This is a genomic window from Agromyces mediolanus, from assembly GCF_014648575.1.
Taxonomy (GTDB): domain Bacteria; phylum Actinomycetota; class Actinomycetes; order Actinomycetales; family Microbacteriaceae; genus Agromyces; species Agromyces mediolanus.
In genome coordinates, this window is sequence record NZ_BMRJ01000002.1 from 278,945 (window position 1) to 302,386 (window position 23,442).

22 protein-coding genes are annotated in these 23,442 nt (G+C 73.2%); 17 read left to right on the forward strand and 5 right to left on the reverse strand.

Annotated features, from left to right (window positions below; all coding sequences use genetic code 11):
• The first annotated feature begins 19 nt into the window (after window positions 1-19).
• From IEY71_RS11150 to IEY71_RS11160, 3 genes are all read left to right on the forward strand, one after another.
• Window positions 20-1,201, forward strand: coding sequence for a sensor histidine kinase (locus IEY71_RS11150; RefSeq protein ID WP_189085412.1), 1,182 nt, complete (start codon window positions 20-22; stop codon window positions 1,199-1,201).
• Window positions 1,198-1,878 (forward strand): response regulator, encoded by a 681-nt coding sequence (locus IEY71_RS11155; RefSeq protein WP_189085413.1) that lies wholly within the window; start codon window positions 1,198-1,200, stop codon window positions 1,876-1,878. The genes IEY71_RS11150 and IEY71_RS11155 overlap by 4 nt, the downstream gene beginning before the upstream one ends.
• 104 nt (window positions 1,879-1,982) lie before the next feature.
• Entirely contained in the window at window positions 1,983-4,319 is a 2,337-nt protein-coding gene (locus IEY71_RS11160) for an arylsulfatase (protein ID WP_189085414.1), read from the forward strand.
• Window positions 4,320-4,560: 241 nt separating this feature from the next.
• Here IEY71_RS11160 and IEY71_RS11165 read toward each other — a convergent pair whose 3' ends face one another.
• Window positions 4,561-5,913: an FAD-binding oxidoreductase gene (locus tag IEY71_RS11165; protein ID WP_189085415.1), complete on the reverse strand. Its 1,353-nt coding sequence runs from the start codon at window positions 5,911-5,913 to the stop codon at window positions 4,561-4,563.
• A 181-nt stretch (window positions 5,914-6,094) separates the two neighbouring features.
• Here IEY71_RS11165 and IEY71_RS11170 point away from each other — a divergent pair, with 181 nt between their 5' ends.
• The 5 genes from IEY71_RS11170 (at window position 6,095) to IEY71_RS11190 (ending at window position 9,376) form a co-directional block, all read left to right on the forward strand.
• Window positions 6,095-6,991, forward strand: a complete 897-nt coding sequence (locus IEY71_RS11170) for a CPBP family intramembrane glutamic endopeptidase (RefSeq protein ID WP_189085416.1) — start codon at window positions 6,095-6,097, stop codon at window positions 6,989-6,991.
• A 10-nt stretch (window positions 6,992-7,001) separates the two neighbouring features.
• Window positions 7,002-7,949 (forward strand): capsular polysaccharide synthesis protein, encoded by a 948-nt coding sequence (locus tag IEY71_RS11175; protein WP_189085417.1) that lies wholly within the window; start codon window positions 7,002-7,004, stop codon window positions 7,947-7,949.
• Window positions 7,950-7,988: 39 nt separating this feature from the next.
• A complete protein-coding gene (locus IEY71_RS11180) occupies window positions 7,989-8,456 on the forward strand; it encodes an acetyltransferase (RefSeq protein WP_189085418.1) in 468 nt (155 codons plus the stop codon).
• On the forward strand, window positions 8,453-8,845 hold the full coding sequence (locus IEY71_RS11185) for a DUF1304 domain-containing protein (RefSeq protein WP_189085419.1): 393 nt from the start codon (window positions 8,453-8,455) through the stop codon (window positions 8,843-8,845). Before IEY71_RS11180 ends, IEY71_RS11185 begins: the two co-directional genes overlap by 4 nt.
• A 117-nt stretch (window positions 8,846-8,962) precedes the next feature.
• Window positions 8,963-9,376, forward strand: coding sequence for a hypothetical protein (locus IEY71_RS11190; protein WP_189085420.1), 414 nt, complete (start codon window positions 8,963-8,965; stop codon window positions 9,374-9,376).
• Window positions 9,377-9,551: 175 nt separating this feature from the next.
• Here IEY71_RS11190 and IEY71_RS11195 read toward each other — a convergent pair whose 3' ends face one another.
• Window positions 9,552-10,238 carry a TetR/AcrR family transcriptional regulator gene (locus IEY71_RS11195; RefSeq protein WP_189085421.1) on the reverse strand — a complete coding sequence of 229 codons (687 nt, stop codon included), beginning with the start codon at window positions 10,236-10,238 and terminating at the stop codon, window positions 9,552-9,554.
• 143 nt (window positions 10,239-10,381) lie between these two features.
• Here IEY71_RS11195 and IEY71_RS11200 point away from each other — a divergent pair, with 143 nt between their 5' ends.
• From IEY71_RS11200 to IEY71_RS11220, 5 genes are all read left to right on the forward strand, one after another.
• Window positions 10,382-12,061, forward strand: coding sequence for an amidohydrolase (locus tag IEY71_RS11200; RefSeq protein ID WP_189085422.1), 1,680 nt, complete (start codon window positions 10,382-10,384; stop codon window positions 12,059-12,061).
• A 107-nt stretch (window positions 12,062-12,168) separates the two neighbouring features.
• Window positions 12,169-13,815 carry an ABC transporter substrate-binding protein gene (locus IEY71_RS11205; RefSeq protein ID WP_189085423.1) on the forward strand — a complete coding sequence of 549 codons (1,647 nt, stop codon included), beginning with the start codon at window positions 12,169-12,171 and terminating at the stop codon, window positions 13,813-13,815.
• Entirely contained in the window at window positions 13,802-14,836 is a 1,035-nt protein-coding gene (locus IEY71_RS11210) for an ABC transporter permease (protein WP_373292261.1), read from the forward strand. The genes IEY71_RS11205 and IEY71_RS11210 overlap by 14 nt, the downstream gene beginning before the upstream one ends.
• Complete coding sequence (locus tag IEY71_RS11215; protein ID WP_189085424.1) at window positions 14,833-15,699, forward strand: ABC transporter permease; 867 nt, start codon at window positions 14,833-14,835, stop codon at window positions 15,697-15,699. The genes IEY71_RS11210 and IEY71_RS11215 overlap by 4 nt, the downstream gene beginning before the upstream one ends.
• The gene (locus IEY71_RS11220) at window positions 15,696-17,342 is read left to right on the forward strand and encodes a dipeptide ABC transporter ATP-binding protein (protein ID WP_189085425.1); all 1,647 of its coding nucleotides are present in this window, start codon (window positions 15,696-15,698) and stop codon (window positions 17,340-17,342) included. Before IEY71_RS11215 ends, IEY71_RS11220 begins: the two co-directional genes overlap by 4 nt.
• 26 nt (window positions 17,343-17,368) lie before the next feature.
• Here IEY71_RS11220 and ku read toward each other — a convergent pair whose 3' ends face one another.
• The gene (gene ku / locus IEY71_RS11225; protein WP_189085426.1) at window positions 17,369-18,301 is read right to left on the reverse strand and encodes a non-homologous end joining protein Ku; all 933 of its coding nucleotides are present in this window, start codon (window positions 18,299-18,301) and stop codon (window positions 17,369-17,371) included.
• Between the two features lie 91 nt (window positions 18,302-18,392).
• Between ku and IEY71_RS11230 the strand changes: the two genes are divergently transcribed.
• Complete coding sequence (locus IEY71_RS11230) at window positions 18,393-20,891, forward strand: ATP-dependent DNA ligase (RefSeq protein WP_189085427.1); 2,499 nt, start codon at window positions 18,393-18,395, stop codon at window positions 20,889-20,891.
• 34 nt (window positions 20,892-20,925) lie between these two features.
• Here IEY71_RS11230 and IEY71_RS11235 read toward each other — a convergent pair whose 3' ends face one another.
• Window positions 20,926-21,192 (reverse strand): DUF7218 family protein, encoded by a 267-nt coding sequence (locus tag IEY71_RS11235; RefSeq protein WP_189085428.1) that lies wholly within the window; start codon window positions 21,190-21,192, stop codon window positions 20,926-20,928.
• A 116-nt stretch (window positions 21,193-21,308) separates the two neighbouring features.
• On the opposite strand from IEY71_RS11235, the gene IEY71_RS11240 reads away from it, so the two are divergent.
• On the forward strand, window positions 21,309-21,707 hold the full coding sequence (locus tag IEY71_RS11240; protein WP_229781692.1) for a DUF7882 family protein: 399 nt from the start codon (window positions 21,309-21,311) through the stop codon (window positions 21,705-21,707).
• Window positions 21,704-21,961: a hypothetical protein gene (locus IEY71_RS11245; RefSeq protein ID WP_189085429.1), complete on the forward strand. Its 258-nt coding sequence runs from the start codon at window positions 21,704-21,706 to the stop codon at window positions 21,959-21,961. The genes IEY71_RS11240 and IEY71_RS11245 overlap by 4 nt, the downstream gene beginning before the upstream one ends.
• A gap of 18 nt (window positions 21,962-21,979) precedes the next feature.
• Here IEY71_RS11245 and IEY71_RS11250 read toward each other — a convergent pair whose 3' ends face one another.
• Entirely contained in the window at window positions 21,980-22,303 is a 324-nt protein-coding gene (locus IEY71_RS11250; protein WP_189085430.1) for a DUF7882 family protein, read from the reverse strand.
• Window positions 22,304-22,387: 84 nt separating this feature from the next.
• On the opposite strand from IEY71_RS11250, the gene IEY71_RS11255 reads away from it, so the two are divergent.
• Entirely contained in the window at window positions 22,388-23,407 is a 1,020-nt protein-coding gene (locus IEY71_RS11255; RefSeq protein WP_229781693.1) for a LacI family DNA-binding transcriptional regulator, read from the forward strand.
• The last annotated feature ends 35 nt before the right edge of the window (window positions 23,408-23,442 follow it).

Consider the following 23,442-nt stretch of genomic DNA (forward strand, 5'->3'; position numbering starts at 1 on the left):
GTGGGATCGTTGCGGCAGCATGCATCCCGAACCTCCGTCCGCCGTCCACCCCGCCGCGCAGCCCGGCCGGGGCTGGCGGCGCGCCGCGCTCGCGAGCCACCTCGTGCTCGCCCCGGCTTCGGCCGTGGCGATCGTGCTCATCGCCTTCAGCGGCGGCGGCCCCTGGCTCGTCGCTGCGACGGTCGCCGTGGCCGTCGCGCTGCACCTCGCACTCGTGCTCGCCGTTCGCTTCCCCGACGTCGGGTTCGCGCTCGCCTCAGCGGCGATGCTCGCGCTCGTGCTGCTGCCCATGCCCGGCTGGTCGCCGAGCCTGCTGCCCTCCGCGGGGTGCTTCCTGCTGGTGCTCTGGCGTCAGGCGGAGCTCGGCGCGCGCCTCCGGCGCCTCCTCGCGCTCGCCGTCGGCCTTCTCGGCGTGCTGCTCGCGGAGCTCGTTGCCGTCTCGCGCTCGAGCGAGGTCGAGCCGACGTGGATGCGGGTCACCGAGGGGGCGCTGCTCGCCGGCGCCGTCGTCGGCGTCTGGCTCGCGGCGATCGCGGCGACCCGACGACGCCAGCGCGCGGCATCCGCGCAGGCCGCCCGCATCGAGGAGGCGCGCCGGGCCGAGCGCGCCGGCATCCGCGGCGACCTGCACGACGTCATCGCCCACTCGCTCACGGTCATGATCGCGCGCGCCGAGGCCGCGGCGCTCGCCACCGTCGACCCGGGCGCCGAGGCGGAGCTGCTGGAGATCGCCGAGTCGGGGCGCGACGCCCTCGACGGCTTGCGCGCGATGCTCGCGGTGCTCGACGCCGATCCGGGCGCGACGCCCGAGCTGCCGCTCTCGCTCGAGGCGCTGCCGACGATGGTCGCCGCCGCGTCGACCTCGTTGCACACCGTCGAGCTCGTCGAGGAGGGCGAGCGCGGGCCGCTGTCCCTGCGCGCCGAGCTCGCGCTCGTGCGGCTCGTGCAGGAGGCGATCACGAACGCGCTGCGGCACGTGCAGCCCCCGCTCGCGGTGCGGGTGCGGCTGCGCTGGGAGCCGCACCGGGTGCTGGTGGTGGTGCAGGACGACGGCGGGAGCGGGCCGCGCCGGGCGCGCGGCTCTGGTTCCGGGCTGTCGGGCGTGCGCGAGCGGGTGCTCGCCGCGGACGGGACGTTCGAGGTGACGGAGGAGGGCGGATGGCGACTCGAGGCGATGCTCCCGGTGCGGGAGAAGCGATGAGGCCGGTGCGGGTGCTGCTCGCGGAGGACCAGGCCATGCTGCGCGGGGCGCTGCGCGCCCTGCTCGAGGTCGACCCGGGCATCGAGGTCGCCTTCGACGTCGGCGACGGTGCGGCCGCCGTCGAACTCGTGCGCGCCCACCGCATCGACGTCGTGCTGATGGACCTGCGGATGCCCCGCCTCGACGGCGTGCGCGCCACCGCGGAGATCACCCGGCTCGCGCCGGCCACCCGCGTGCTCGTGCTCACGACCTTCGACGCGGACGAGCTCGTCGTCGCCGCGATCCGGGCGGGCGCCTGCGGCTACGTCACGAAGGACATCCGGCCCGCCGCCCTGCGCCAGGCGGTGCTCGACGTCGCCGACGGCAGCGCCGCGCTCGCGCCGGGGGTCGCGGAGAAGGTGATCGGCCTGCTCCGGCAGGCCCCCGTCGCCGACCCCGACGCGCTCGCCCCGCTCACGGCGCGCGAGCGCGAGATCTTCGGGCTCATCGTCGCCGGTCGCTCGAACGACGAGATCGGGGCGAAGCTGCACCTCACCCGCAACACCGTGAAGACGCACGTGCGCGCGGTACTCGGCAAACTGGGGCTCCGCGACCGCGTGCACGCCGTGATCTACGCCTACGAGCACGGGGTCGCCCCCCGAGACGGGTTCTTGAGTCCGCCTCGCATCTCGCCCTAGGCTGCGAGCAGGCGAGGCGACGGCGGCGAACACGCCGCAGGATCCGGGGGGACGCGGTCGGCCCGCCCGCCGCAACGGCGCGGCACCGCGGAGTCGAGGTCGACATGACGGGCAAGCGCACATCAGTGATCGGGGAGGCGCTGCCCACGGCGCGCACGCTGCCGTTCCCGCCGAAGGCGTCGGGCAGCACCGCCGGGCGGACGCTGCAGGAATCCACGTACTCGCCGAGACCGCCCGAGCGGCGGCTCCCGGCCGACGCGCCGAACGTGCTCGTCATCCTCATCGACGACGCCGGCCCGGCGCTGCCGAAACCGCTCGGCGGACTCGTCGAGACGCCGACGCTCGCCCGAATCCGGGAGGGCGGCATCGGCTTCAACCGCTTCCACACCACCGCGATGTGCTCGCCCACCCGCGCCTCCCTGCTGACCGGACGCAACCACCACCGCGTCGGCAACGGCCAGATCGCCGAGCTCGCGAACGACTGGGACGGCTACTCGGGGCACATCCCGAAGTCGAGCGCGACGATGGCCGAGGTGCTGCGCCAGTACGGCTACTCGACCGCGGCCTGGGGCAAGTGGCACAACACCCCCGCCGAGGAGACCACCGCGGCCGGCCCCTTCGACCGCTGGCCCACCGGCTACGGCTTCGAGTACTTCTACGGCTTCCTCGCGGGCGAGGCATCCCAGTACGAACCCAACCTCGTGCGGAACACGACGACCGTGCTGCCGCCGCGCGCGCCCGAGGACGGCTATCACCTGAGCGAGGACCTCGCCGACGACGCGATGCGCTGGCTGCGCGACCACAAGGCGAACGCGCCCGAGCAGCCCTTCTACCTGTACTGGGCGACCGGGGCCATCCACGGCCCGCACCACATCATGAAGGAGTGGGCCGACAAGTACGCCGGCGTCTTCGACGACGGCTGGGACGCCTATCGCGAGGAGGCCTTCGCCGGGGCGAAGGCGGCGGGCTGGATCCCCGACGACGCCGAGCTCACCCCGCGGCCGGAGAGCCTGCAGGGCTGGGACGAGATCCCCGAGCACCAGAAGCCCTTCCAGCGCCGGCTCATGGAGATCGCCGCCGGCTTCGGCGAGCACGCCGACGTGCAGGCCGGCCGGCTCATCGACGAGCTCGAGCGGCTCGGCTACCTCGACGACACGATCATCGTCTACATCTGGGGCGACAACGGCTCCTCGGGCGAGGGGCAGAACGGCACGATCAGCGAGCTGCTCGCGCAGAACATGATCCCGACGACCGTCGATCAGCACCTCGCCGCGCTCGACGAGCTCGGCGGCCTCGACGCGCTCGGCAGCCCGGCGACCGACAACCAGTACCACGCGGCGTGGGCCTGGGCCGGGTCGACGCCCTACCAGGGTATGAAGCTCATGGCCTCCCACCTGGGCGGCACCAGGAACCCCATGTTCATCCAGTGGCCGGGCCGGATCGCGGCGGATGCCTCGCCGCGCACGCAGTTCCACCACGTCATCGACCTCGTGCCGACGATCTACGAGATCATCGGCATCCAGCCGCCGGAGACGGTCAACGGCATCCCGCAGATCCCCATCGACGGCACGAGCTTCGCCTACGCGATCGACGACGCCGCGGCCGAGGGGCGGCACCGGGTGCAGTACTTCGAGATCATGGGCAGCCGGTCGATCTACGCCGACGGCTGGCTCGCCTCGGCGACGGGGCCGCGGCTGCCCTGGGTGCCCGGCGCCCCTCCCGGCATCGCGACCTGGACGCCGGACGCCGATCCGTGGGAGCTCTACCACCTCGACGAGGACTGGAGCCAGGCGCGCGACCTCGCCGCCGAGCACCCCGAGAAGCTCGCCCAGCTGAAGGAGCTCTTCGCGATCGAGGCGGCGCGCAACGAGGTGCTGCCCGTCGGCGGCGGACTGTGGGTGCCCGTCTACCACCCCGAGTACCGGCTCGGACCGGCCTACACGGAATGGGAGCTCTCGGGCGACACGGTGCGGATCCCCGAGTTCTGCGCGCCGGCGCTCGGGAACACGCCGAACCTGGTCACCATCCGGGCCACGCTGCCCGAGCGGGCGAACGGCGTGCTCTACAAGCTCGGCGGCGCGGGCGGCGGTCTCACCGCGTACCTGCTCGACGGCGTGCTGCACTACGAGTACAACCTGTTCCTCGTGCAGCGGACGATCATCGCGGCGGACGCCCCGTTGCCCGCCGGCGAGGCGACGATCGAGATCGAGACGGCGTACGTGGAGCGACGGCCGGGCGGCCCGCTCTCGGTCGAACTGCGAGTCGACGGTACCGAGGTGGCGAGCGGCACGGTGCCCGTGAGTGCACCGCTGCTGTTCTCGGCGAACGACTGCCTCGACATCGGGCGCGCGTACGGCGGCGCGGTGTCGCGGGCGTACGCCGAGCGGATGCCGTTCGCCCTCGACGGCACGATCGACACCGTGCACATCGCGTACCGCTGAGCCTCGCCCCCGGGCATCCCCCGCTCCGCCTGGCCCAGCCGCCCGCGGCAAGACGTCAGTATTTGCGGGTGGGGAAGGCCGCGCACCCGCAGATACTGACTTCTTGCCTCGGAGGTCGGGCCCCGCAGGGGTGGGTGGGCGCAGGGGTGGGTGGGCGCAGGGGTGGGTGGGCGCAGGGGTGGGGGCGCCGGGGCAGGATCCGCGAGACGATCTCCCGCGGGGGCGGGCCGCGGGGAGCGGCTCAGGCGAAGACGCGGTTGCCGCGGAAGCGGCCCTCCGGGTCGAGTCGGCGGCGCACCGCGTCGGCGCGCTCGACGTCGGCCCGATCGTAGGCGCCGAGGTAGCTCGGCTCGCCCTCGAGGAACGTCGCGAAGGTACGCTCGACGACCCGCTCGCCGAGCGCCGCCGCAATGGCGGCGAACCCCGCCTGCACGGCCGGCTCGATGCCGGGCACGGCGACCGCGCGGGCGCTCACGACGTGCGAGTGCGGCACGGCCCCGGCGATCGCCGGACGCTCAGGCGCCTCGGCGAGCGCCCCGCCGAGCCCGCGGAACTCGATGAGCATGACGGCCTGCCCCACGGGCGACTGCCAGGTCTCGAGCAGGGCGTCGAGGCCGGCCGCGTCGAGGTCGGCGAAGCGGCCCCAGCCGTAGCCCGCGCTCGGCTCGGTCGGTTCGTCGGCCACGACCGCGAGCTGCTCGATGCCGATCGGGGCGATCGTGTCGAGCTGCACGGTGCCGGCGGCCCGCACCGGGGCGAGCACCGCCTCGAGCGCCTCGGCGCCGTCGGTCGACACGGCCTGCACGGTGACGATCGTGCGACCGCGCAGTTCGGCGGGCACCGCCTCGACGTCGGGCAGCCGCATCGCCCCGGCGTGCAGGGCGACCTCGCGCGGCGCCGTCGCCTGCGCCGCGAGCGCGGCCTGGAGCACGGGCGCCAGATCGGCGCCGTCGAAGGCGAGCCGACCGCCGACGAGCTCGCGTGCGGGGTACAGCTCGAGCTCGACCGCGGTGACGACGCCCACGGCGCCGCCCGCGCCGCGGAGACTCCACAGCAGCTCGGGGTCGTCGGCGTCGCGCACCCAGCGGTGCTCGCCGTCGGCGGTGAGCAGCTCGACGGCGATGAGGGAGGCGGAGCCCTGCCCGTGCGCGCGGCTGAACCAGGAGTGCCCGCCCGCGAGCAGGAACGGCACGGTGTGCACGACGCGGTTGGACCCCGAGAGGGCGACGAGCCCGGTGCCCTCGAGTGCGGCGAGCACCCGGCCCCAGCCGACGCCCGCGCCGACGCGCGCCACCCGGCGCTCGACGTCGACCTCGACCGTGTCGAAGTGCGCCGTGCGCACGAGCACGGCCCCCTCGAGCGAGCCGGAGGCGCCGTGGCCGCCGGGCTGCACTGCGAGCTGCAGGCCGTCGGCGCGCGCCGCCTCGAGGAGGGCGCGGAGCTCGTCGACGTCGCGCGGGCTCGCCACCGCGGCCGGGCGCTGCTCGACCGCCCGGTTCCACGGCGCGCGCGCCTCGTCGTACGCGGGGTCGCCGGGGAGGACGAGGCGGTCGCCGAAGCGCTCGGCGAGAGCGGTGAGTGCCGTCGAGGTCATAGCGCGACGGTAGCGGGGCCCGCCGACATGCGCCATCCCCGCCGGCCGCGACCGCGATCATGATGGCGATCGCCTCGCGGTGCTTCCGCGCGGGCCATCCGCTCCACTACCGTCTGAACTGACCTCGGCCCGTCGCGCCATCCGCGCGAGGCGATCGGGGACCCTGCCGAGAGGACCCTCCGTGACCGACGCCCCCCTCGCCGACGCACCCGTCTCCGAGACCCGCGAGCGCGGCTGGCGCGCCTTCTGGAACCGGGGCGGCTGGTGGAAGGCCCTCATCGTCGTCGTGGCCTACCTCGGCGTCTACCAGCTGCTCCCGCTCCTCGCGCTGCCGCTCACGCGGCCGCTGATGGACGAGAACGTCTTCGCGACGCCGGCGAGCGTGTTCGCCGGGCTCGCGCTGCCGGTCATCCTCGGCTCCATCGTGCTGCTCGTCTTCGCCTGGTCGCTCGGCTGGCTGCCGCGGCCGCTCTTCACCCGTCAGCCCGTGCGCGGCCGCTGGTGGATGTGGTTCGCGCCGGTGCTCGTGCTCATCCCGGTCGTGCTGCGGCTCTTCGGCACCGACTACGCGAGCTACTCCGCGGGCGTCATCGTGATGACCTTCGTCGCCGGCCTCTTCATCGGCCTCTCCGAGGAGCTCGTCACCCGCGGCCTCGTCGTGACTCTGATGCGCAAGGCCGGGCACGCCGAGTGGGCCGTGGCCGCGGTGTCGGCGCTGTTCTTCTCGCTCATGCACTCGGTGAATGCGCTGACCGGGCAGGGCATCGAGGCGGTCGGCTTCACGCTCGTCTACACCTTCGCCTTCGGCATCCTGATGTACCTGACGATGCGCGTGACGGGCAGCCTGATCTGGGCGATGGTGCTGCACGGCCTCACCGACCCGACCAGCTTCCTCGCATCGGGCGGCATCGACAAGGTCGGCGGCGCCGCCCCGGAGAGCCCGCTGCTCGCGCTGACCGCGCCGGCGACGATCGTGCTGGTCATCGGCGGCTTCCTGCTGCTGATCTTCATCCGCGGGCGGGCGACCCCGCTCGCCGCGACGGTCGCCGGCGCGGAGGCCCCGGCGTCGCGGGGCTGAGCGCTCGAGCATGACCGGCGCCGGAGGCATCCCCGAGCTCGACCGGGTGATGGCGGGCCTGCGCGCCCAGCTCGAGCGATCGGCTCGCTTCGAGGACACGATCGATCTGGCGGCCTCGCTGCGCACCTCGCTGCGCCTCGTGCAACTGCTGCAGCCGCGGCTCGGCGAGCTGCGGCTCGCGGCGGGGCTGCCCGAGTCGCCTCCGCTGTTCGCGAGCTGGCGGGCGCGGCGCTCGGCCCGCGCCTTCGCGGCGCGTCCGGTGCCGTCCGACCGCGTGTTCACGTTCTGGAATCGGCCGGTCGCCGAGGCGCCGCCCCTCGTGCAGGCCTGCATCGCCCAGCTGCACCGCGCCTACCCGCACGTCCGGGTGCTCGACGGGGCCTCCGCGCGCGAGCTCGTCGAGATCCCCGAGCGCGTCGCGACCGTGCTGGAGGAGGCGCGCCCCGCCCACTTCTCGGACTACGTGCGCACCAGGGTGCTCGCCGAGCACGGCGGCGTCTGGGCGGATGCCACGGCCTGGGTCGACCGGCCGCTCGACCCGGAGCTGCACCGGCTGCTCCGCGCCGGGGTGGTGTTCCCGCGCTGGGCGAAGCGGCAGATCGCGAACTGGTTCATCGCGGCGCAGCCCGGCGCCGTGGTGCTCACCCTGCAACGGCTCGCCCTCGACGCCTGGTGGGAGTCGACGGACGAGCTGCCCGACTACTTCCTCTACCACCGCGTCTTCGAGGTGATCCAGGCGCTCGTCCCGGAGGCCCGAGGCCAGTGGAATGCCGTGCCGTCGCTCTCGGCGACCTCCGCGCACCTGCTGCAGCTCGAGATGATGCAGCCCTGGCGCGCGACGACCGTGCGCCGCATCCTCGACGTCGCCCCGCTGCAGAAGCTCAGCTACAAGTACGACGCCGTGCCGCCGGGCTCGGTGCTGGAGCGGTTGCTCGCGGGCGACGGCCTCGGCGGCTGAGCGGCGGCTCGCGTCGGAGGCGTCGCGTATCGTGCTTGCATGGTACTCACGATCCGATCGGCTGCGCCGAGCGACCACCCGCGCCTGCTCGAGCTGTGGCGCGCGAGCGTCGAGGCGACCCACCACTTCCTCGCGCCGGCCGACATCGACTGGTACGAGGAGGTCGTCGCCGGCTATCTGCCGCAGCTCGGCGACCTGCGCGTCGCGGTCGACGAGGGCGGCGACGCCGAGGGCGAGGTCGTCGGCTTCATCTCGCACGACGACGGTGAGATCCACATGCTCTTCGTCGACCCGGCCGTGCACGGGCAGGGCGTCGGCACGAGCTTGCTCGAAGACGTCGGCGCCGACGGGGGCGAACTGCGGGTCGACGTCAACGAGCAGAACCCCGTGGCGCGCGGCTTCTACCTCGCGCGCGGCTTCGTCGAGGTCGGCCGTTCCGAGCTCGACGGCGAGGGTCGCCCGTTCCCGCTGCTGCACCTGCGCCGCGAGGCGAGGGCCGCCGCGTGATCGTCGCCGGGCTCGTGCTCGCCGGCCTCGGCGGGCTGATCCACGTCTACATCTGGGTGCTCGAGTCGCTCGTCTGGACCGGCCCGCGCGCCCGCGCCACCTTCGGCATCCGCAGCGACGAGGAGGCGCAGCTCACGCGCGCCCTCGCGTTCAACCAGGGCTTCTACAACCTGTTCCTCGCGCTCGCCGTGTTCGCCGGCATCGTCGCGTTCGCGGCCGGCGCGGCCGCCGTGGGCGCGACGCTCGTCTTCGCCGGCGCGGGCATGATGGTCGGAGCCGGTCTCGTGCTGCTGCTGTCGAGCCCGTCGAAGGCGCGCGCCGCCCTCATCCAGCTGGGGCCGCCGCTGCTCGGCGTCGTCGCGCTCTGGATCGGGCTCGCGACGGTTTGACGCCCCGTCGCCTCGCGCGCGCCCGGCACCCGGGGCTGGCAAGCCGGTGTCCCCGCTCCGGCGTAGACTCCCGTGGTCACAACAGAACAGGGGAGGTTGCACACAATGCAACGATTCATGACGACGACGGCACTCGTGTTCGCGGGTGCCCTGCTGCTCTCGGGCTGCGCCACGTCCGGTTCGGGCGACGCCGCTTCGACGTCCGCGAAGGACGGCTGCGACACGATCCGCAGCGAGGTCCGCAACGTGTCGAACGGCGCGCAGAACACGCTCGCGACCGCGACCGACGCTGCCGAGACGAAGACCTACCTCGAGGGCCTCGAGGACCGGGTCGACGCGCTCGACGAGCAGGCCGGCGACGACACCAAGGTCGAGGACGCGCTCGAGGGGCTGAAGGCCGCGCTCGGCGACGCAGCGGATTACGCCGCGACCATCCCGGCCGACGGCACCCAGGACCCGGAGGCGCTCGCCGCCCAGCAGACGGCCATTCAGACCGCTGCGAACGAGGTCAACACGGCCTGCGCCGCCTGACGGCTGGCGCACCGACGCACGAGCGCGCGGCATCCCTCCCCGGGTGCCGCGCGCTCCGTCGTCTCCGGGGTTCAGCGTCCGGCGGCGACGCGAGTTGCACGACGAACAGCAGGGCGCGCCGGCGTGCACGGGCGCGCGGCCCGATTCATCGTGCAACTCGCCCCCGACCCGGGGCTCAGCGCGCGGCGGCGCGCTCGGCCGAGGCGATGATGACGTCCATGCCGAGCTGGAACAGTTCGCGGTCCTCGAGCTCGACGAGGCGCGTGCCGTACTCGACGACGCGGGGGTGACTGCGGGCGTCCGCGAGGATGGGCCCGTCGAACCAGGGGCTCGTGCCGTCCTCGTTGGCCCCGCGTTCGCTGCGACTGCGTGCGATGCCGGCCGCGGTCGAGAGCACGTGCGAGGCGAGCAGGGCGTAGTGGCGCACGAGCTCCTCCTCGGCGAGGCCGGCGCGCGCGAAGGCGTCGAGCATGAGCTCGATCGCGTCGAGCTCGCCGCGGCCGTGCGTCGTGAGCACGACCGCTTCGGCGGCGACGGCCGGGTGGGCGCAGAAGAGCTCGAGCGTGGCGTCGCCGAGCTGGCGGATGCGTCCGCGCCAGTCGTCGAGCGGCGCGCGCACCGCCGCCACCGAGCGCGCGTTGAGCTCATCGAGCAGCGCCTGCATGAGCGCCTCCTTGTTGCGGAAGTGCCGGTAGATCGCCGTCGGATCGGCGCCCAACCGGGCGCCGAGCTCCCGCACCGAGAGCGTGGTCGCCCGGGTCTCCGCGGCGAGCTCCAGCCCGGCGGCCACGATCGAGTCGTGGTCGAGCCTGGCCTTGCCGCGCGCGCTCGCGCCAGCCGTGGTCTCGGTGGCTGTCGTCATGGCGCTCCTTCGCTCCGCGTCGCCTCCATGCTGCCACGCCGGGGCGGTGCAGCGGCTCGGGAAGCGTAGCAAGTCCCGCATCAATGCTGTCAACAGTGTTGACAGCGGTGATGGGCGCTGAGTACGCTCGCCTCGTCCGTTCGATGAGGAAGCGAGGCGACGTGACTGCCGACGTCCTGTTCACCGGCGGGTCCGTGTTCACCGGAACCGGATCCCCGCTCCGAGGCCACACGGTCGCCGTCGCCGGCGGCCGCATCACCGCGGTCGTCCCCGACGCCGACGCCGACGCCCTCCGCGGGCCGGGCACCCGCGTCGTCGAGCTCGAGGGCGCGCTCCTCGCCCCCGGCTTCCAGGACGCGCACATCCACCCGGTCGGCGGCGGCATCGAGCTGCTCCAGTGCGAGCTCAGCTCCGGCGCGAACGCCGAGGAGGCCGTCGCACTCGTCGCCGCCTACGCCGCGGCGAACCCCGAGGAGCCGTGGATCCTCGGCGGCGGCTGGTCGATGGACCACTACCCGGGCGGGGCGCCCACCCGCGGCCTCCTCGACGCCGCCGTCGGCGACCGTCCCGTGCTGCTGATGAGCCGCGACCACCACAGCGCCTGGGCGAGCACCGCCGCCATCCGCGCCGCGGGCCTCGACGCCTCCACCCCCGACCCCGTCGACGGCCGGATCGAGCGAGAGGCCGACGGATGGCCCGCCGGCACCTTCCACGAGGGCGCCATGGAGCTCTTCGCCGAGGTGCGGCCCGCCACGAGCGACGCCCTCGCGTACCGCGGCCTGCTCCGCGCCCAGGAGGAGCTGCTCGCGCTCGGCATCACCGGCTGGCAGGACGCCATGGTCGGCCAGGGCGGCGGCGTGCACGACCCCGTCGCCGTCTACCGCCGCGCCCTCGACGCCGGCGAGCTCAAGGTGCACGTCGTCGGCGCGCAGTGGTGGCGGCGCGACGCCGGCCTCGAGCAGATCGACGGGCTCCTCGCCCTCCGCGACGAGATCGCGGCGCTCGGCCGGGAGGAGCGGCTCTCCCTCGCCACCGTGAAGATGATGGTCGACGGCGTCGCCGAGAACCAGACCGCCGCGATGCTCGCCCCCTACCGCGACCACCACGGGCACGACACCGAGAACCGCGGGCTCTCCTTCATCGACCCCGAGCTGCTCCGCGCGGCGGTCGAACGGCTCGACGCCGAGGGGGTGCAGGTGCACTTCCACGCCCTCGGCGACCGCGCCGTGCGCGAGGCGCTCGACGCCGTCGCCGCGGCCCGGGCGGCCAACGGCCCGAGCGACGGCCGCCACCACCTCGCCCACCTGCAGATCGTCGACGAGGCCGACACCGCGCGCTTCGCCGAGCTCGACGCCGTCGCGAACCTGCAGATGCTCTGGGCCACCCACGAGGACCAGATCGACGAGCTCACCCTGCCCTTCCTGCAGGACGGCGCCGAGGCCAGGCAGTACCCCTTCGGCGATCTCGTGCGCGACGGCGCCCGGCTCGCGGCCGGCAGCGACTGGCCGGTCTCGACCGCCGACCCGCTCGCCGCGATCCACATCGCGGTCACCCGGGTGGCCCCCGGCCTGGACGCCGAGCCGCTCGGCGGCGCCCACCAGCGGCTCGCGCTCGAGACGGCGTTCGCCGCGTACACCTCCGGCAGCGCCTATGTGAACCATCGCGACCACGACACCGGGCACGTGCGCGAGGGGTACCTCGCGAACCTCGTGGTCGTCGCGCCCGACCCCTTCGGGCTCGCGCCGGAGGAGCTCCACCGCGCCGCCGTGCGCTCGACCTGGATCGAGGGCGAGCGCGTGTACGCCGCCCCCGACGCGGGCTGAGCCGCGCACACCGGCACCGCGCACACCGGCACCACACACGCACCAGCACCGCACACGCACCAGCACCGCTGCATCCGTCCACCTACCAGTACCCAGAGGAGCCCCCAATGTCAGTCCTCCGACCCCGCACCGGCCGGCGCATCGTCGCGCTCACCGCCGGCGCCGCGGCCGCCGCGCTCGCGCTCAGCGCCTGCACGCCGGCATCCGACGCCCCCACCGCGGCCCCCGACTGGGAGCTGACCGCCGAGACGCCGGCCCCGTCCGGCGACATCGACTCGTTCACCTGGGCGAACTACGCCGAGCCGTACTCGCTCGACTACGCCTACGCGTTCGACTACGCCGACAACATGGTGCTCTCGAACGTCTGCGAGTCGCTGCTGCGGCTGAACCCCGACTACACGCTGAGCCCGGGCCTCGCCGAGGCGTACGAGCAGACGAGCCCGACCACCTGGGTCTACACGATCCGCGAGGGCGTCAGCTTCCACGACGGCACGCCGCTCACCGCGGCCGACGTCGTCGCCTCGATGAGCCGCCACCTCGACCCGGCCGTCGGTTCCTCCTGGTACTCCGTCTACCAGAACGTCGCGAGCATCGAGCAGACCGGCGACCGCCAGGTGACGGTGACCACGACGATCCCCGACTCCCAGTTCAACCTCGGGCTGGGCGGCTCGGCCGGCGTCATCGAGTCGGCGGCGACCCTCGCCGCCGACGGCACCGACTACGGCAACTCGACCGGGCTGGTGAACTGCACGGGGCCGTTCGAGCTCAGCGAGTGGAAGTCGGGGGAGTCGATCACGCTCACCCGCTTCGACGGGTACTGGGACGAGTCGCTCCGCGCGAAGTCGGGCGAGGTTCGCTTCGTCTTCATGAACGACGCGACCGCCCGCGTCAACGCGCTGAAGTCGGGCGACGTCGACGGCAGCTGGATGCTCCCCGTCGACGGCATCCCGCAGCTGCAGGCCTCGGGCGCGGGCGACGTGTACTTCGGGCTCAGCACCGCGACGTCGAACCTCATCGTCTCGAACCTCGACGGGCCGCTCGGCGACCTGCGGGTGCGCAAGGCGCTCATGTTCGCGCTCGACCGGCAGGGCATCCTGGATGCCGCGGCGAAGGGCTACGGCGAGGTGTCGAACGCCCTGACGCAGGAGTCGGTCTGGGGCGGCGCGTCCGCGACCACCCGCGACGAGGCGTTCTCGGGACTCGAGGAGTACCCGAACGACCTCGAGCAGGCCAAGGCGCTCGTCGAGGAGGCCGGGGTCGCCGGGCAGAAGATCGTCTTCGCGACCGCGCCGATCGGCAACGACTTCACCGTCGTCTCGCAGGCGACGGCCGCCGCGGCGCAGTCGATCGGCCTCGAGGCCGAGATCAAGACGGTCACGCCGAACGCGTACACGGCGCTCTTCTCCGACCCGAGCGCTCGTGAGGGCGTCGACCTCTTCTACACGGTCTGGTACCTCTCGAGCCCCGACCCGCTGGAGATGTACGGCGTGCTCCGCACCGGCGAGTTCAGCAACTACGGCAACTGGTCGAACCCCGAGTTCGACGAGCTCGCGACGCAGGCGGTCGGCACCATGGACCCGGAGGAGCGGGCGAAGCTCACGAGCCGGCTGCAGCACATCGCGAACGAGGAGCTGCCCTGGCTGCCGCTGTTCGCCGGGCCGATGCCGGTCTTCGTCGGCGAGCGGATCACCGGGGTCGCGCCGTCGATCGCGTTCCTCTACTACCCCTGGGCGGCCACCATTGGCGCTCGATAGTCGCACCGTCTCGGTCGCCGCCCGCGAGGCGGCGGCCGAGGCGCCCCGCCGCGGGCGGTGGTCGGCCGCCGGCGTGCGCCGGGTCGCCGGCAAGCTCGGCGGACTCGCGCTCACCCTCTTCCTCGCCTCCCTGCTGGTGTTCTTCTCGCGCTTCCTCGTGCCGGGCGACCCGGTGAGCTTCCTGCTCCGCGGCCGCAAGCCGAGTCCCGAGGCGGTCGCGCAGGTCACCGCCCAGTACGGCCTCGACCTGCCGCCCTGGCAGCAGTATCTGAACTGGCTGGGCGGCGCGCTCACGGGCGACTTCGGCCGCTCGCTGCAGTACCGCCAGGACGTCTCGACGGTGATCGGCGAGCGCCTGCCCGTCACGCTCATGCTCGTCGTCATGTCGGGCCTCCTGATCGCGATCGTCGGCCTCTCCGCCGGCGTCGTGGCGGCGCTGAACAAGGGCCGTCCGCTCGACCGGCTGACGCTCATCGGGCTGACGGTGCTGAGCGCCATCCCCTCGTTCGTCGGCTCGATCGTGCTGATCGCGATCTTCGCCGTGCAGCTCGGCTGGTTCCCGACCTTCGGCTCCGGCCAGGGCTTCGGCGACATGGTCTACCACCTCGTGCTGCCGTCGATCGCGCTCGCGATCGTGTTCGTCGTGCTCGTCGGCAAGGTCACCCGCTCCTCGATGGTCGAGCAGCTCGGCCGCGAGCACGTCGAGGTGGCCACCAGCCGCGGCCTGAAGCGGGCCACGGTGATCCGCCGGCACGTGTTCCGCAACGCGCTCGGCCCGATTCTCACCGTCAGCGGCGTGCTCGTGGCCGGCCTCCTCGTCGCCTCCACGATCGTCGAGGCGGCCTTCGGGCTCGCCGGCATCGGCTCGCTGCTCGTGCAGTCGGTCGACCGCCTCGACTTCCCGGTCGTGCAGGCGATCGTGATGCTCGTCGTCACCGCCTTCGTCGTCGTGAACGCGATCGTCGACCTCGCCGAACCCTGGATCGACCCCCGATCCGCCGCAGGAGCCAGTGCCAGATGACGACCCCGACCCCCACCCTCGCCGTGAAGGTGCTGCGCGCGCCCCGCGCCCACCGCACGAGCCTCGTCTTCGCGATCGCCTGCGGCGTCGTCGCGGTGATGACGCTCGCCGCCGTCTTCGCCCCGTTCGTCGCGCCCTACCCGCCCGATGCGGTCGACTTCACCGCCGTGAACGCCGGGCCGAGCGCCGCGCACTGGCTCGGCACCGACGGCCTCGGCCGCGACCTGCTGAGCCGGCTCGTCTACGGCGCGCGGACCGCGCTGCTCGGGCCGCTCCTCGTCGTCATCGGCTCGACGATCATCGGCATGCTGCTCGGCCTGCTCGCCGGCTGGCGCGGCGGCTGGATCGACGCCGTGCTGGGCCGCGTCTTCGACGTGCTGTTCGCCTTCCCCTCGCTGCTGCTCGCGATCATGGCGGTCGCGCTCTTCGGCAAGGGCCTCGTGGCGCCGGTGATCGCGATGAGCATCGCCTACGCCCCCTTCGTGGCCCGGCTCACCCGCGCCCTCGTCAAGGCCGAACGCACCCGGCCGTACGTCGCGGCGTACCGGGTGCAGGGCTTCGGCGGCGCGTGGATCGCGTTCCGCCGGGTGCTCCCGAACGTCACGCCGATCGTCGGCGCGCAGTCGACGCTGAATTTCGGCTACGTGCTCGCGGAGCTCGCCGGGCTCTCGTTCCTCGGCCTCGGCGTGCAACCGCCGACGCCCGACTGGGGCGCGATGATCAACGAGGCGCAGTCCGGCGTCGCGGGCGGCTACTTCCTGCCCGCGATCGTGCCGGCCGTCGCCGTGGTGCTCGTCGTCGTGGCCGTGAACATCATCGGGGAAGAGCTCTCCGACCGCATCGGAGGAGGGGTGCCGGCATGAGCCAGCTGCTCGACATCGACGGGCTCACGCTCGAACTGCACGACGGCACCCGTCTGCTCGACGGGATCTCGCTGTCGGTCGCGCCCGGCGAGACCGTCGGCCTGGTCGGCGAGTCCGGCTCGGGCAAGTCGCTGACCGCGCGCACCGTGCTCGGTCTCGTGCCCGAGCGCTCCCGCCTCGGGGGTCGGGTGCGGCTCGACGGGCGCGAGGTGATCGGCGCGCCGGCCCGCGACATCCTCGACCTCCGCCGCCATGCGGCCGCCATGATCTTCCAGGACCCGCGTGCCGGCATCAACCCGATGCGCACCATCGGCGACCACCTGACCGAGACGTTGCGCCGCTGCGAGGGCAAGTCCGCCGCCGAGGCGCGGGCGCGGGCGATCGAGCTCCTCGCCGACGTGCAGCTGCCGCGGCCCGAGGAGCACTTCGACCAGTACCCGCACGAGTTCTCGGGCGGCATGCTGCAGCGCGTGATGATCGCCGGCGCGCTCACGAGCTCGCCGAAGCTGCTGATCTGCGACGAGCCGACGACGGCGCTCGACGTCACGACGCAGGCGGAGATCGTGCGCGTGCTCGTGGAGCTCCGCGAGCGACGCGGTATGGGCATGCTCTTCATCACCCACGACCTGAACCTCGCGGCCTCGCTCTGCGACCGGGTCGTCGTGATGAGCCGCGGCCGCATCGAGGAGTCGGGCGACGCCCGGCGTGTCTTCACGGCGCCCGAGGCGGACTACACGCGGCGGCTCATCGAGGCGACGCCGAGCATCGCGGTGCGCAGCCTGGACGGCGGCGTCGAACCGGATGCCTCGTCGCGGGCGGATGCCTCGGGGCGCATGGACGCCTCGGCCCTCGCCGGCCCGATGCTCGAGGTGCGCGGACTCGACAAGCAGTACCAGCTGCGCGGGCGGCCCCCGGTGCACGCCGTCGTCGAGGCGGAGCTCGAGATCCCGCGCGGCGGCTCGCTCGGCGTGGTCGGCGAGTCCGGCTCGGGCAAGTCGACGCTGGCCCGCCTGATCGTCGGCCTCGAGGCAGCGGATCGCGGTGAGGTGCGCGTCGCGGGCCGCGAGCGGGGTGCCGCCCCGCACGGCCGCGCGGAGCGGCTCGCGCACGCGAAGAGCGTGCAGATGGTGTTCCAGGATCCCTACCTCTCGCTCGATCCGCGCATCCCGGCGGGACGTGCCATCCAGGACGTGCTGCGGCTGCACGGCGGCCTCGACCGCGCCGCCGCCGAGGCGCGGGCCCTCGAGCTGCTCGAGGCGGTGGGGCTCGGCGAGCGCCACCTCGCCGCGCGACCCAAGACCCTCTCGGGCGGGCAGCGCCAGCGGGTCGCGATCGCCCGGGCGCTCGCCATCGAGCCCGATCTGCTCGTCATGGACGAGGCGACGAGCGCACTCGACGTCTCGGTGCAGGCGCAGGTGCTCGACCTCGTCGCGCGGCTCCGGGAGGAGCGGGGCCTCACGGTGCTCTTCATCAGCCACGACCTCGGGGTCGTGCGCCGGGTGTGCGAGCGCGCCGTCGTCATGCGCCGTGGCGAGATCGTCGAGCAGGGCCCGAGCGACCGGTTGCTGCGCGAGCCGGAGCACCCCTACACCCGACTGCTCGTGGACTCGGTGCCCCGGCCCAGCTGGGAGGTCGCGGCGTAGCGGCGGCGGCCCGGCGATACCGCGGGCTAGGAGGCCGCCTTCTTCTTGGCCGCCGGCTTCTTCGCCGGCGCCTTCTCGGGGGCGGCTTTCTCGGAGGCGGCCTTCTTCGCCGCCGACTTCTTCGCGGTCGACTTCGTCGGAGCGGCCTCCGCGTCGTCCGAGGCATCCGCACCGCCGCCGCGCTTGGCGGAGATCGAGCGGCGCAGCGCCTCCATCAGGTCGATGACCTCGGCGCCCTCCTCCTCGGGCTCCTCGCCGAAGGTGGCCGCGGTGTCGAGCGCGTCGCCCTGCTCGAGCTTCGCCTCGATGAGGGTGCGCAGCTCCTGCTGGTACTCGTCGACGTACTGCGTCGGGTCGAAGTCGGACACGAGGCTCTCGACGAGCTGCTTCGAGAGCGCGAGCTCCTTGTCGCTGATCTTCACCTTCTCGTCGAGCGCGGGGAACGCGGCCTCGCGCACCTCGTCCGACCAGAGCAGGGTCTGCACGACGAGCACCTCGTCGTGCACGCGGAGCGCTGCGAGGCGGGTCTTCTGCCGCAGCGCGAGGCGCACGATCGCGGTGCGGTCGGTGGACTCGAGGGTCTCGCGCAGCAGCACGTACGCCTTGCTCGACGCCGAGTCGGGCTCGAGGTAGTACGAGCGGTCGAACATGATCGGATCGATCTGCTCGCTCGGCACGAACTCGACGACCTCGATCTCGCGGCTGCGCTCGGCGGGCAGCGCCTTTAGGTCGGCGTCGGTGATCACGACGGTGCGCTCGCCGTCGTCGTACGCCTTGTCGATGTCCTGGTAGGCCACGACCTTGCCGCAGACCTCGCACTTGCGCTGGTACCTGATGCGGCCGCCGTCCTCGTCGTGCACCTGGTGCAGGCTCACGTCGTGGTCCTCGGTCGCGCTGTACAGCTTCACGGGCACGTTCACGAGGCCGAACGTGACCGCCCCTTTCCAGACGGCTCGCATACCCCCCAGTGAACACCCAGGGATGCCGCACCGGAACCCCCTTGCGCGCAAGCCCTCGCCTCCCCGGTGCGCGAGCGGGCAGGATGGGGGCATGGCGGATGCGGAGCGCCAGCTCGTCGAGGTCGACGGTCGACGGCTGCGGCTGACGAACCTCGACAAGGTCATGTACCCCGAGACGGGCACGACGAAGGGCGAGGTGATCTCGTACTACGCCGAGATCGCCGCCGTCATGGTGCCGCACGTCGCCGGGCGCCCGGTCACCCGCAAGCGCTGGGTGCACGGCGTCGGCACCGCCGAGCATCCCGAGACCCCGTTCTTCGAGAAGAACCTCGCCGAGCACGCGCCGGAGTGGCTGCGCCGCGGGGTCATCCAGCACTCCGACGGGCCCAAGACGTACCCGATCGCGGGCGACCGGGCGAGCCTCGTCTGGATGGCGCAGCAGGCCGCGCTCGAGCTGCACGTGCCGCAGTGGCGCTTCGCACCCGACGGCTCGGCCGCGAACCCCGACCGGATGGTCTTCGACTTCGACCCGGGGGAGGGCGTCGGCCTCGCCGAGTGCGCGGAGGTGGCGCGGCTGGTGCGCGACCTCATCGGCGGCATGGGCCTCGAGGCGGTGCCCGTCACGAGCGGCAGCAAGGGCCTGCACCTCTACGCCGGGCTCGACGGCTCGCAGAGCTCCGAGCAGGTTTCGGACGTCGCCCACGAGCTGGCGCGGGCGCTCGAGGCCGACCATCCCGAGCTCATCGTGTCGAGCATGCGCAAAGCGCTGCGCACGGGCAAGGTGCTCATCGACTGGAGCCAGAACAACGGCAAGAAGACGACGATCGCCCCGTACTCGCTGCGCGGGCGGCTGCGGCCCTCCGTCGCCGCGCCGCGCGAGTGGGCCGAGCTCGACGAGCCCGGCTTCGGCCAGCTGGAGTTCCACGAGGTGCTCGCCCGGGTCGCCGCGAGCGGCGATCCGATGGCGCGTCTGGGGTGCACGACGGCGCCGGGCGGCGACGCGCTCGACGCGTACCGCGCCAAGCGCACGGTCGGCGCGACGCCCGAGCCGATCCCGGCGGCGCGCGAGCGCATCGAGTCGGCGGGCGCGGATGCCGCGGGTGCGACGGATGCCTCGGGCCGCCGCTTCACGATCCAGGAGCACCACGCCAGACGGCTGCACTTCGACCTGCGGCTCGAACGCGACGGGGTGCTGCGCAGCTGGGCGGTGCCGAAGGGCGTGCCCGAGACGACCGGCGTGAACCACCTCGCCGTGCAGACCGAGGACCATCCGCTCGAGTACCTCGACTTCGAGGGCACCATCCCGGCGGGGGAGTACGGCGCGGGCAGCATGACGGTCTGGGACACGGGCGAGTACGAGCTCGAGAAGTGGCGCGACGACGAGCTGATCTTCACCCTCGAGGGGCGCGTCGGCGGGCCGCTCGGGCGGGTGCGGCTCGCGCTCATCCGCACCGACGGGGAGGGCGAGAAGAGCAGCTGGCTGCTGCACCGCATGAAGGAGCAGCGCGCCGGGCAGCGGCACGCGGGCCCCGCAGCGGCGTCCGAGGCATCCGCGGTCCCGGCTCCGCCCGAGGCATCCGCGTCGTCCCTCGCCGCGCCCGCACCGCGCGGGACCGCCGGACGCCCGCCGCGCATCCCCTACGCCCCCATGCTCGCCGTCGCGGGCGCGCCCGGCCTCGCGGGCGACGACCGGGCGCTCGAGTGGAAGTGGGACGGCATCCGCGTGCTCGCCCGCGTCGAGGACGGCGCGAGCCGCCTCGCGAGCCGCACCGGGCGCGACGTGACCGAGGTCTACCCCGAGCTCGCCGGGCTCGCCTCCGCGCTCCGGGCCGACGCCGTCGTCGACGGCGAGATCGTCGCGCTCGACGAGGACGGCCGCCCCGACTTCGGCCTGCTGCAGCACCGGATGAACCTCGCCGACGCGCGCGAGATCGCGAAGACGGCGCCGCGCATCCCGGTGCGGCTGCTGCTCTTCGACGTGCTCGAAGTCGCCGGCTCGCCGACGGTCGACGAGCCGTACCGGCGTCGCCGCGAGCGGCTGGAGCGGCTGCTCCGACCGGGCACCGGCGCGCCCGTCGAGGTGCCGGCACCCGCCGAGGGCTCGGTCGAGACCGCTCTCGCCGAGGCCGAACGGCTCGGCCTCGAAGGGGTCATGGCGAAGCGGCTGGACTCGCCGTACCGCGCGGGGGAGCGCAGCGACGACTGGCTGAAGCTGAAGCTCGCGCGCACCCAGGAGGTCGTCATCGGCGGCTACCGGCGCGGCGTCGGCACGCGCACCGGTCGGATCCGCTCACTGCTGCTCGGGCTGCCCGGCGAGCGCGGGCTCGAGTACGTCGGCCGGGTCGGCAGCGGCTTCCGCGAGCGCGAGCTCGACCGGCTGCTGGCCCGCTTCCGCGAGCTGGAGCGCGAGACCTCGCCGTTCGTCGAGGTGCCCGCGGCGGATGCCGCCGACGCCGTGTGGCTGCGTCCCGAGCTCGTCGGCGAGATCGAGTTCGGCTCGTGGACCCGCACGGGCGTCGTGCGGCACGCGCGCTGGCGCGGCCTCCGGCCCGACCTCGACCCGGCCGGCGTGCGCCGGGAGGGCGGCTGAGCCGGGGCCGGCGGTCGCGCCTGCGTGCTCGGCGTCAGTGGTTCCGCAGGGCGGAGATGAGCTCGGACTTGCGCTTGTCGCTGTAGCCCGAGAGGCCCAGTTCCTTCGCGCGCTTCTTCAGCTCGGGAACCGTCCAGTCCTCGTAGTCGCCGTGCGATCCGCCCTTGCGGCCGATCGCGCTGCGACCCTGCTTCGCCGCGGCGTTCGAGACGCGGGCGGCCTTCTCCTTGGAGGCGCCGTCGTCGCGGAGCTTCTCGTACAGCTCCGGGTCCTTCAGTGCGGCGTTCCGTCGTCCGGGCATGGCGTGCTCCTTTCCTCGGTGCCTGCGACGCTAGGGCGCGCGCGAGCGGCCCGGCAGGGGGTTGACACCCCTCGCCGGCCTCGCGGCTGCGCCCGGGTGGGCGTAGCATCGGCCGCATGGGCACGCTGTACTACGGCGACTCCGGTACCCCGATCGGCATCGAGGATCGCGCACTCACCCACCTGAAGGTGGCGATCACGACGAAACTGCGCCGCAACGAGAGCTTCACCTTCTCCTGGCGGCACACCGACGAGCAGCCGCGCGGGCGCAGCACCCTGTGGATGCATCCGTCCATCCCGCTGCGCTTCGTCTTCGACGAGCCCGAGCGGCCCGATCTCAGCATGCGCTGGATCGAGGAGCTGATGCGCTCGGCGAACAGCACCGGCGGCATCGAGCTTGTGCCCGAGTACCTCGACACCGGGCCGATCCCGACCGATCCCGGCCAGCCGGTGCGGGTCGGCGTCGACGTGCAGGAGATCGAGCACAGCGACGACGACGAGGAGGCGCCGAAATGAGCGAGCGCGACGAGGAGCTCCGGCAGGCCGACGAGACCGCGGCGCGGATCGAGATCGAGCGCTGGTGGCCGCACCTCTCGATCGAGGCGAAGCACCGGGTGCTCCGCGACCTCGAGGCCGAGCTCGACGAGGAGGCGATCGCCGAGATCGTCGTCATCGCGGCGCGCAGCGGACGGCCGGACGCCGAACCGCCGGTGCGGCTCGAGGCGCACGAGCGCGACTACGTGCGCACCCAGATCGAGGCCGTCGACTAGGCGGGGTCCGCCCGGAGGCTACTCGGCGTCGAACGGCTCGGTCTCGTCGGGTTCGAGGACGTGCTGCAGCCCGCCCGCGCTGTTCGCCGAGAGCAGCAGCTGCTCCACCCACAGCCGGTTCAGCTTCGGCGGCCGATTACCGCTGAAGACGAACTGCACCGGGATGGATTCGTTCAGCCAGACCGTCGTGCGCCCCGACCCGCGGTCGACGCCGTGCTCCCAGGTGAACGCGAACGACTCCGAGCGTCGCAGCTTGTTCAGGATGGCGACCCGCAGGTGGGCGAGCGTCCGGTCGTCGATGTCGAACTCGCGCAGCGATGCGCCGTAGACCAGTTTGCCCATGTCCCAAGCGTACGCGGGTCGGTGCTCCGCCGCCCGGCTCGTGGTCGTCGAGTTCTTGCGCAGAGTTCGCATACCATTGCTCGCATGTCGAGACGACTGGCGGATGTCGCACGCAAGGTCGGCGTGAGCGAGGCCACGGTGAGCCGGGTGCTGAACGGTAAGCCCGGGGTGTCCGCGTCCACGCGCGACGCCGTGCTCACCGCGCTCGACGTGCTCGGCTACGAGCGGCCGACGAAGCTCCGCGGCGAACGCGCCCGCCTCGTCGGGCTCGTCATGCCCGAGCTGCAGAACCCGATCTTCCCCGCGCTCGCCGAGTCGATCGGCGGCGGCCTCGCGCAGAACGGCTTCACCCCGGTGCTCTGCATCCAGAGCGCGGGCGGCGTGTCCGAGTCGGACTACGTCGAACTGCTGCTGCACCAGCAGGTCTCGGGGGTCGTCTTCGCCGGCGGCGCGTACTCGCAGGGGGATGCCTCCCACGAGCACTACGAGCGGCTCGTCGAGCTGAAGCTGCCCACGGTGCTGCTGAACGCCCCGGTCGACGGTCTCGGCTTCGCGACCGTGTCGTGCGACGACGCCATGTCGATCGAGCAGGGCTACGGGCACCTCGTGCAACTCGGGCACCGCCGCATCGGCATCCTGCTCGGGCCCCGCGATCACGTGCCGTCCAGGCGCAAGCTGGCCGCGGCCAGGCGGATGGCGGAGCGGCACGGCCTCGCCCTCGACGACGAGCTCGTGGTGCACTCGCTGTACTCGCTCGAGTCGGGGCAGGCGGCCGCCGCGAAGCTGCTGCGGGCGGGCGTCACGGCGATCGTCTGCGCGAGCGACCCGATGGCGCTCGGCGCGGTGCGCGCCGTGCGCCGGGCGGGCCTGCGCGTGCCGGAGGACGTCTCCGTGATCGGCTACGACGATTCGGCGCTGATGAACTGCACCGAGCCGCCGCTCACGACGGTGCGTCAGCCGATCGAGGCGATGGGCAAGATGGTGATCGAGCTGCTGCTGCGGCAGATGACGAGCGAGCGCGCCATCGGCGACGAGGTGCTCTTCGCGCCCGAGCTCGTCGTCCGCGGCTCGACGGGCCCCGCCCCCGCCCCCGCCCGCGCCTGATTCAGGGTTGCCCGACTTTCATGAAAGTCGGGCAA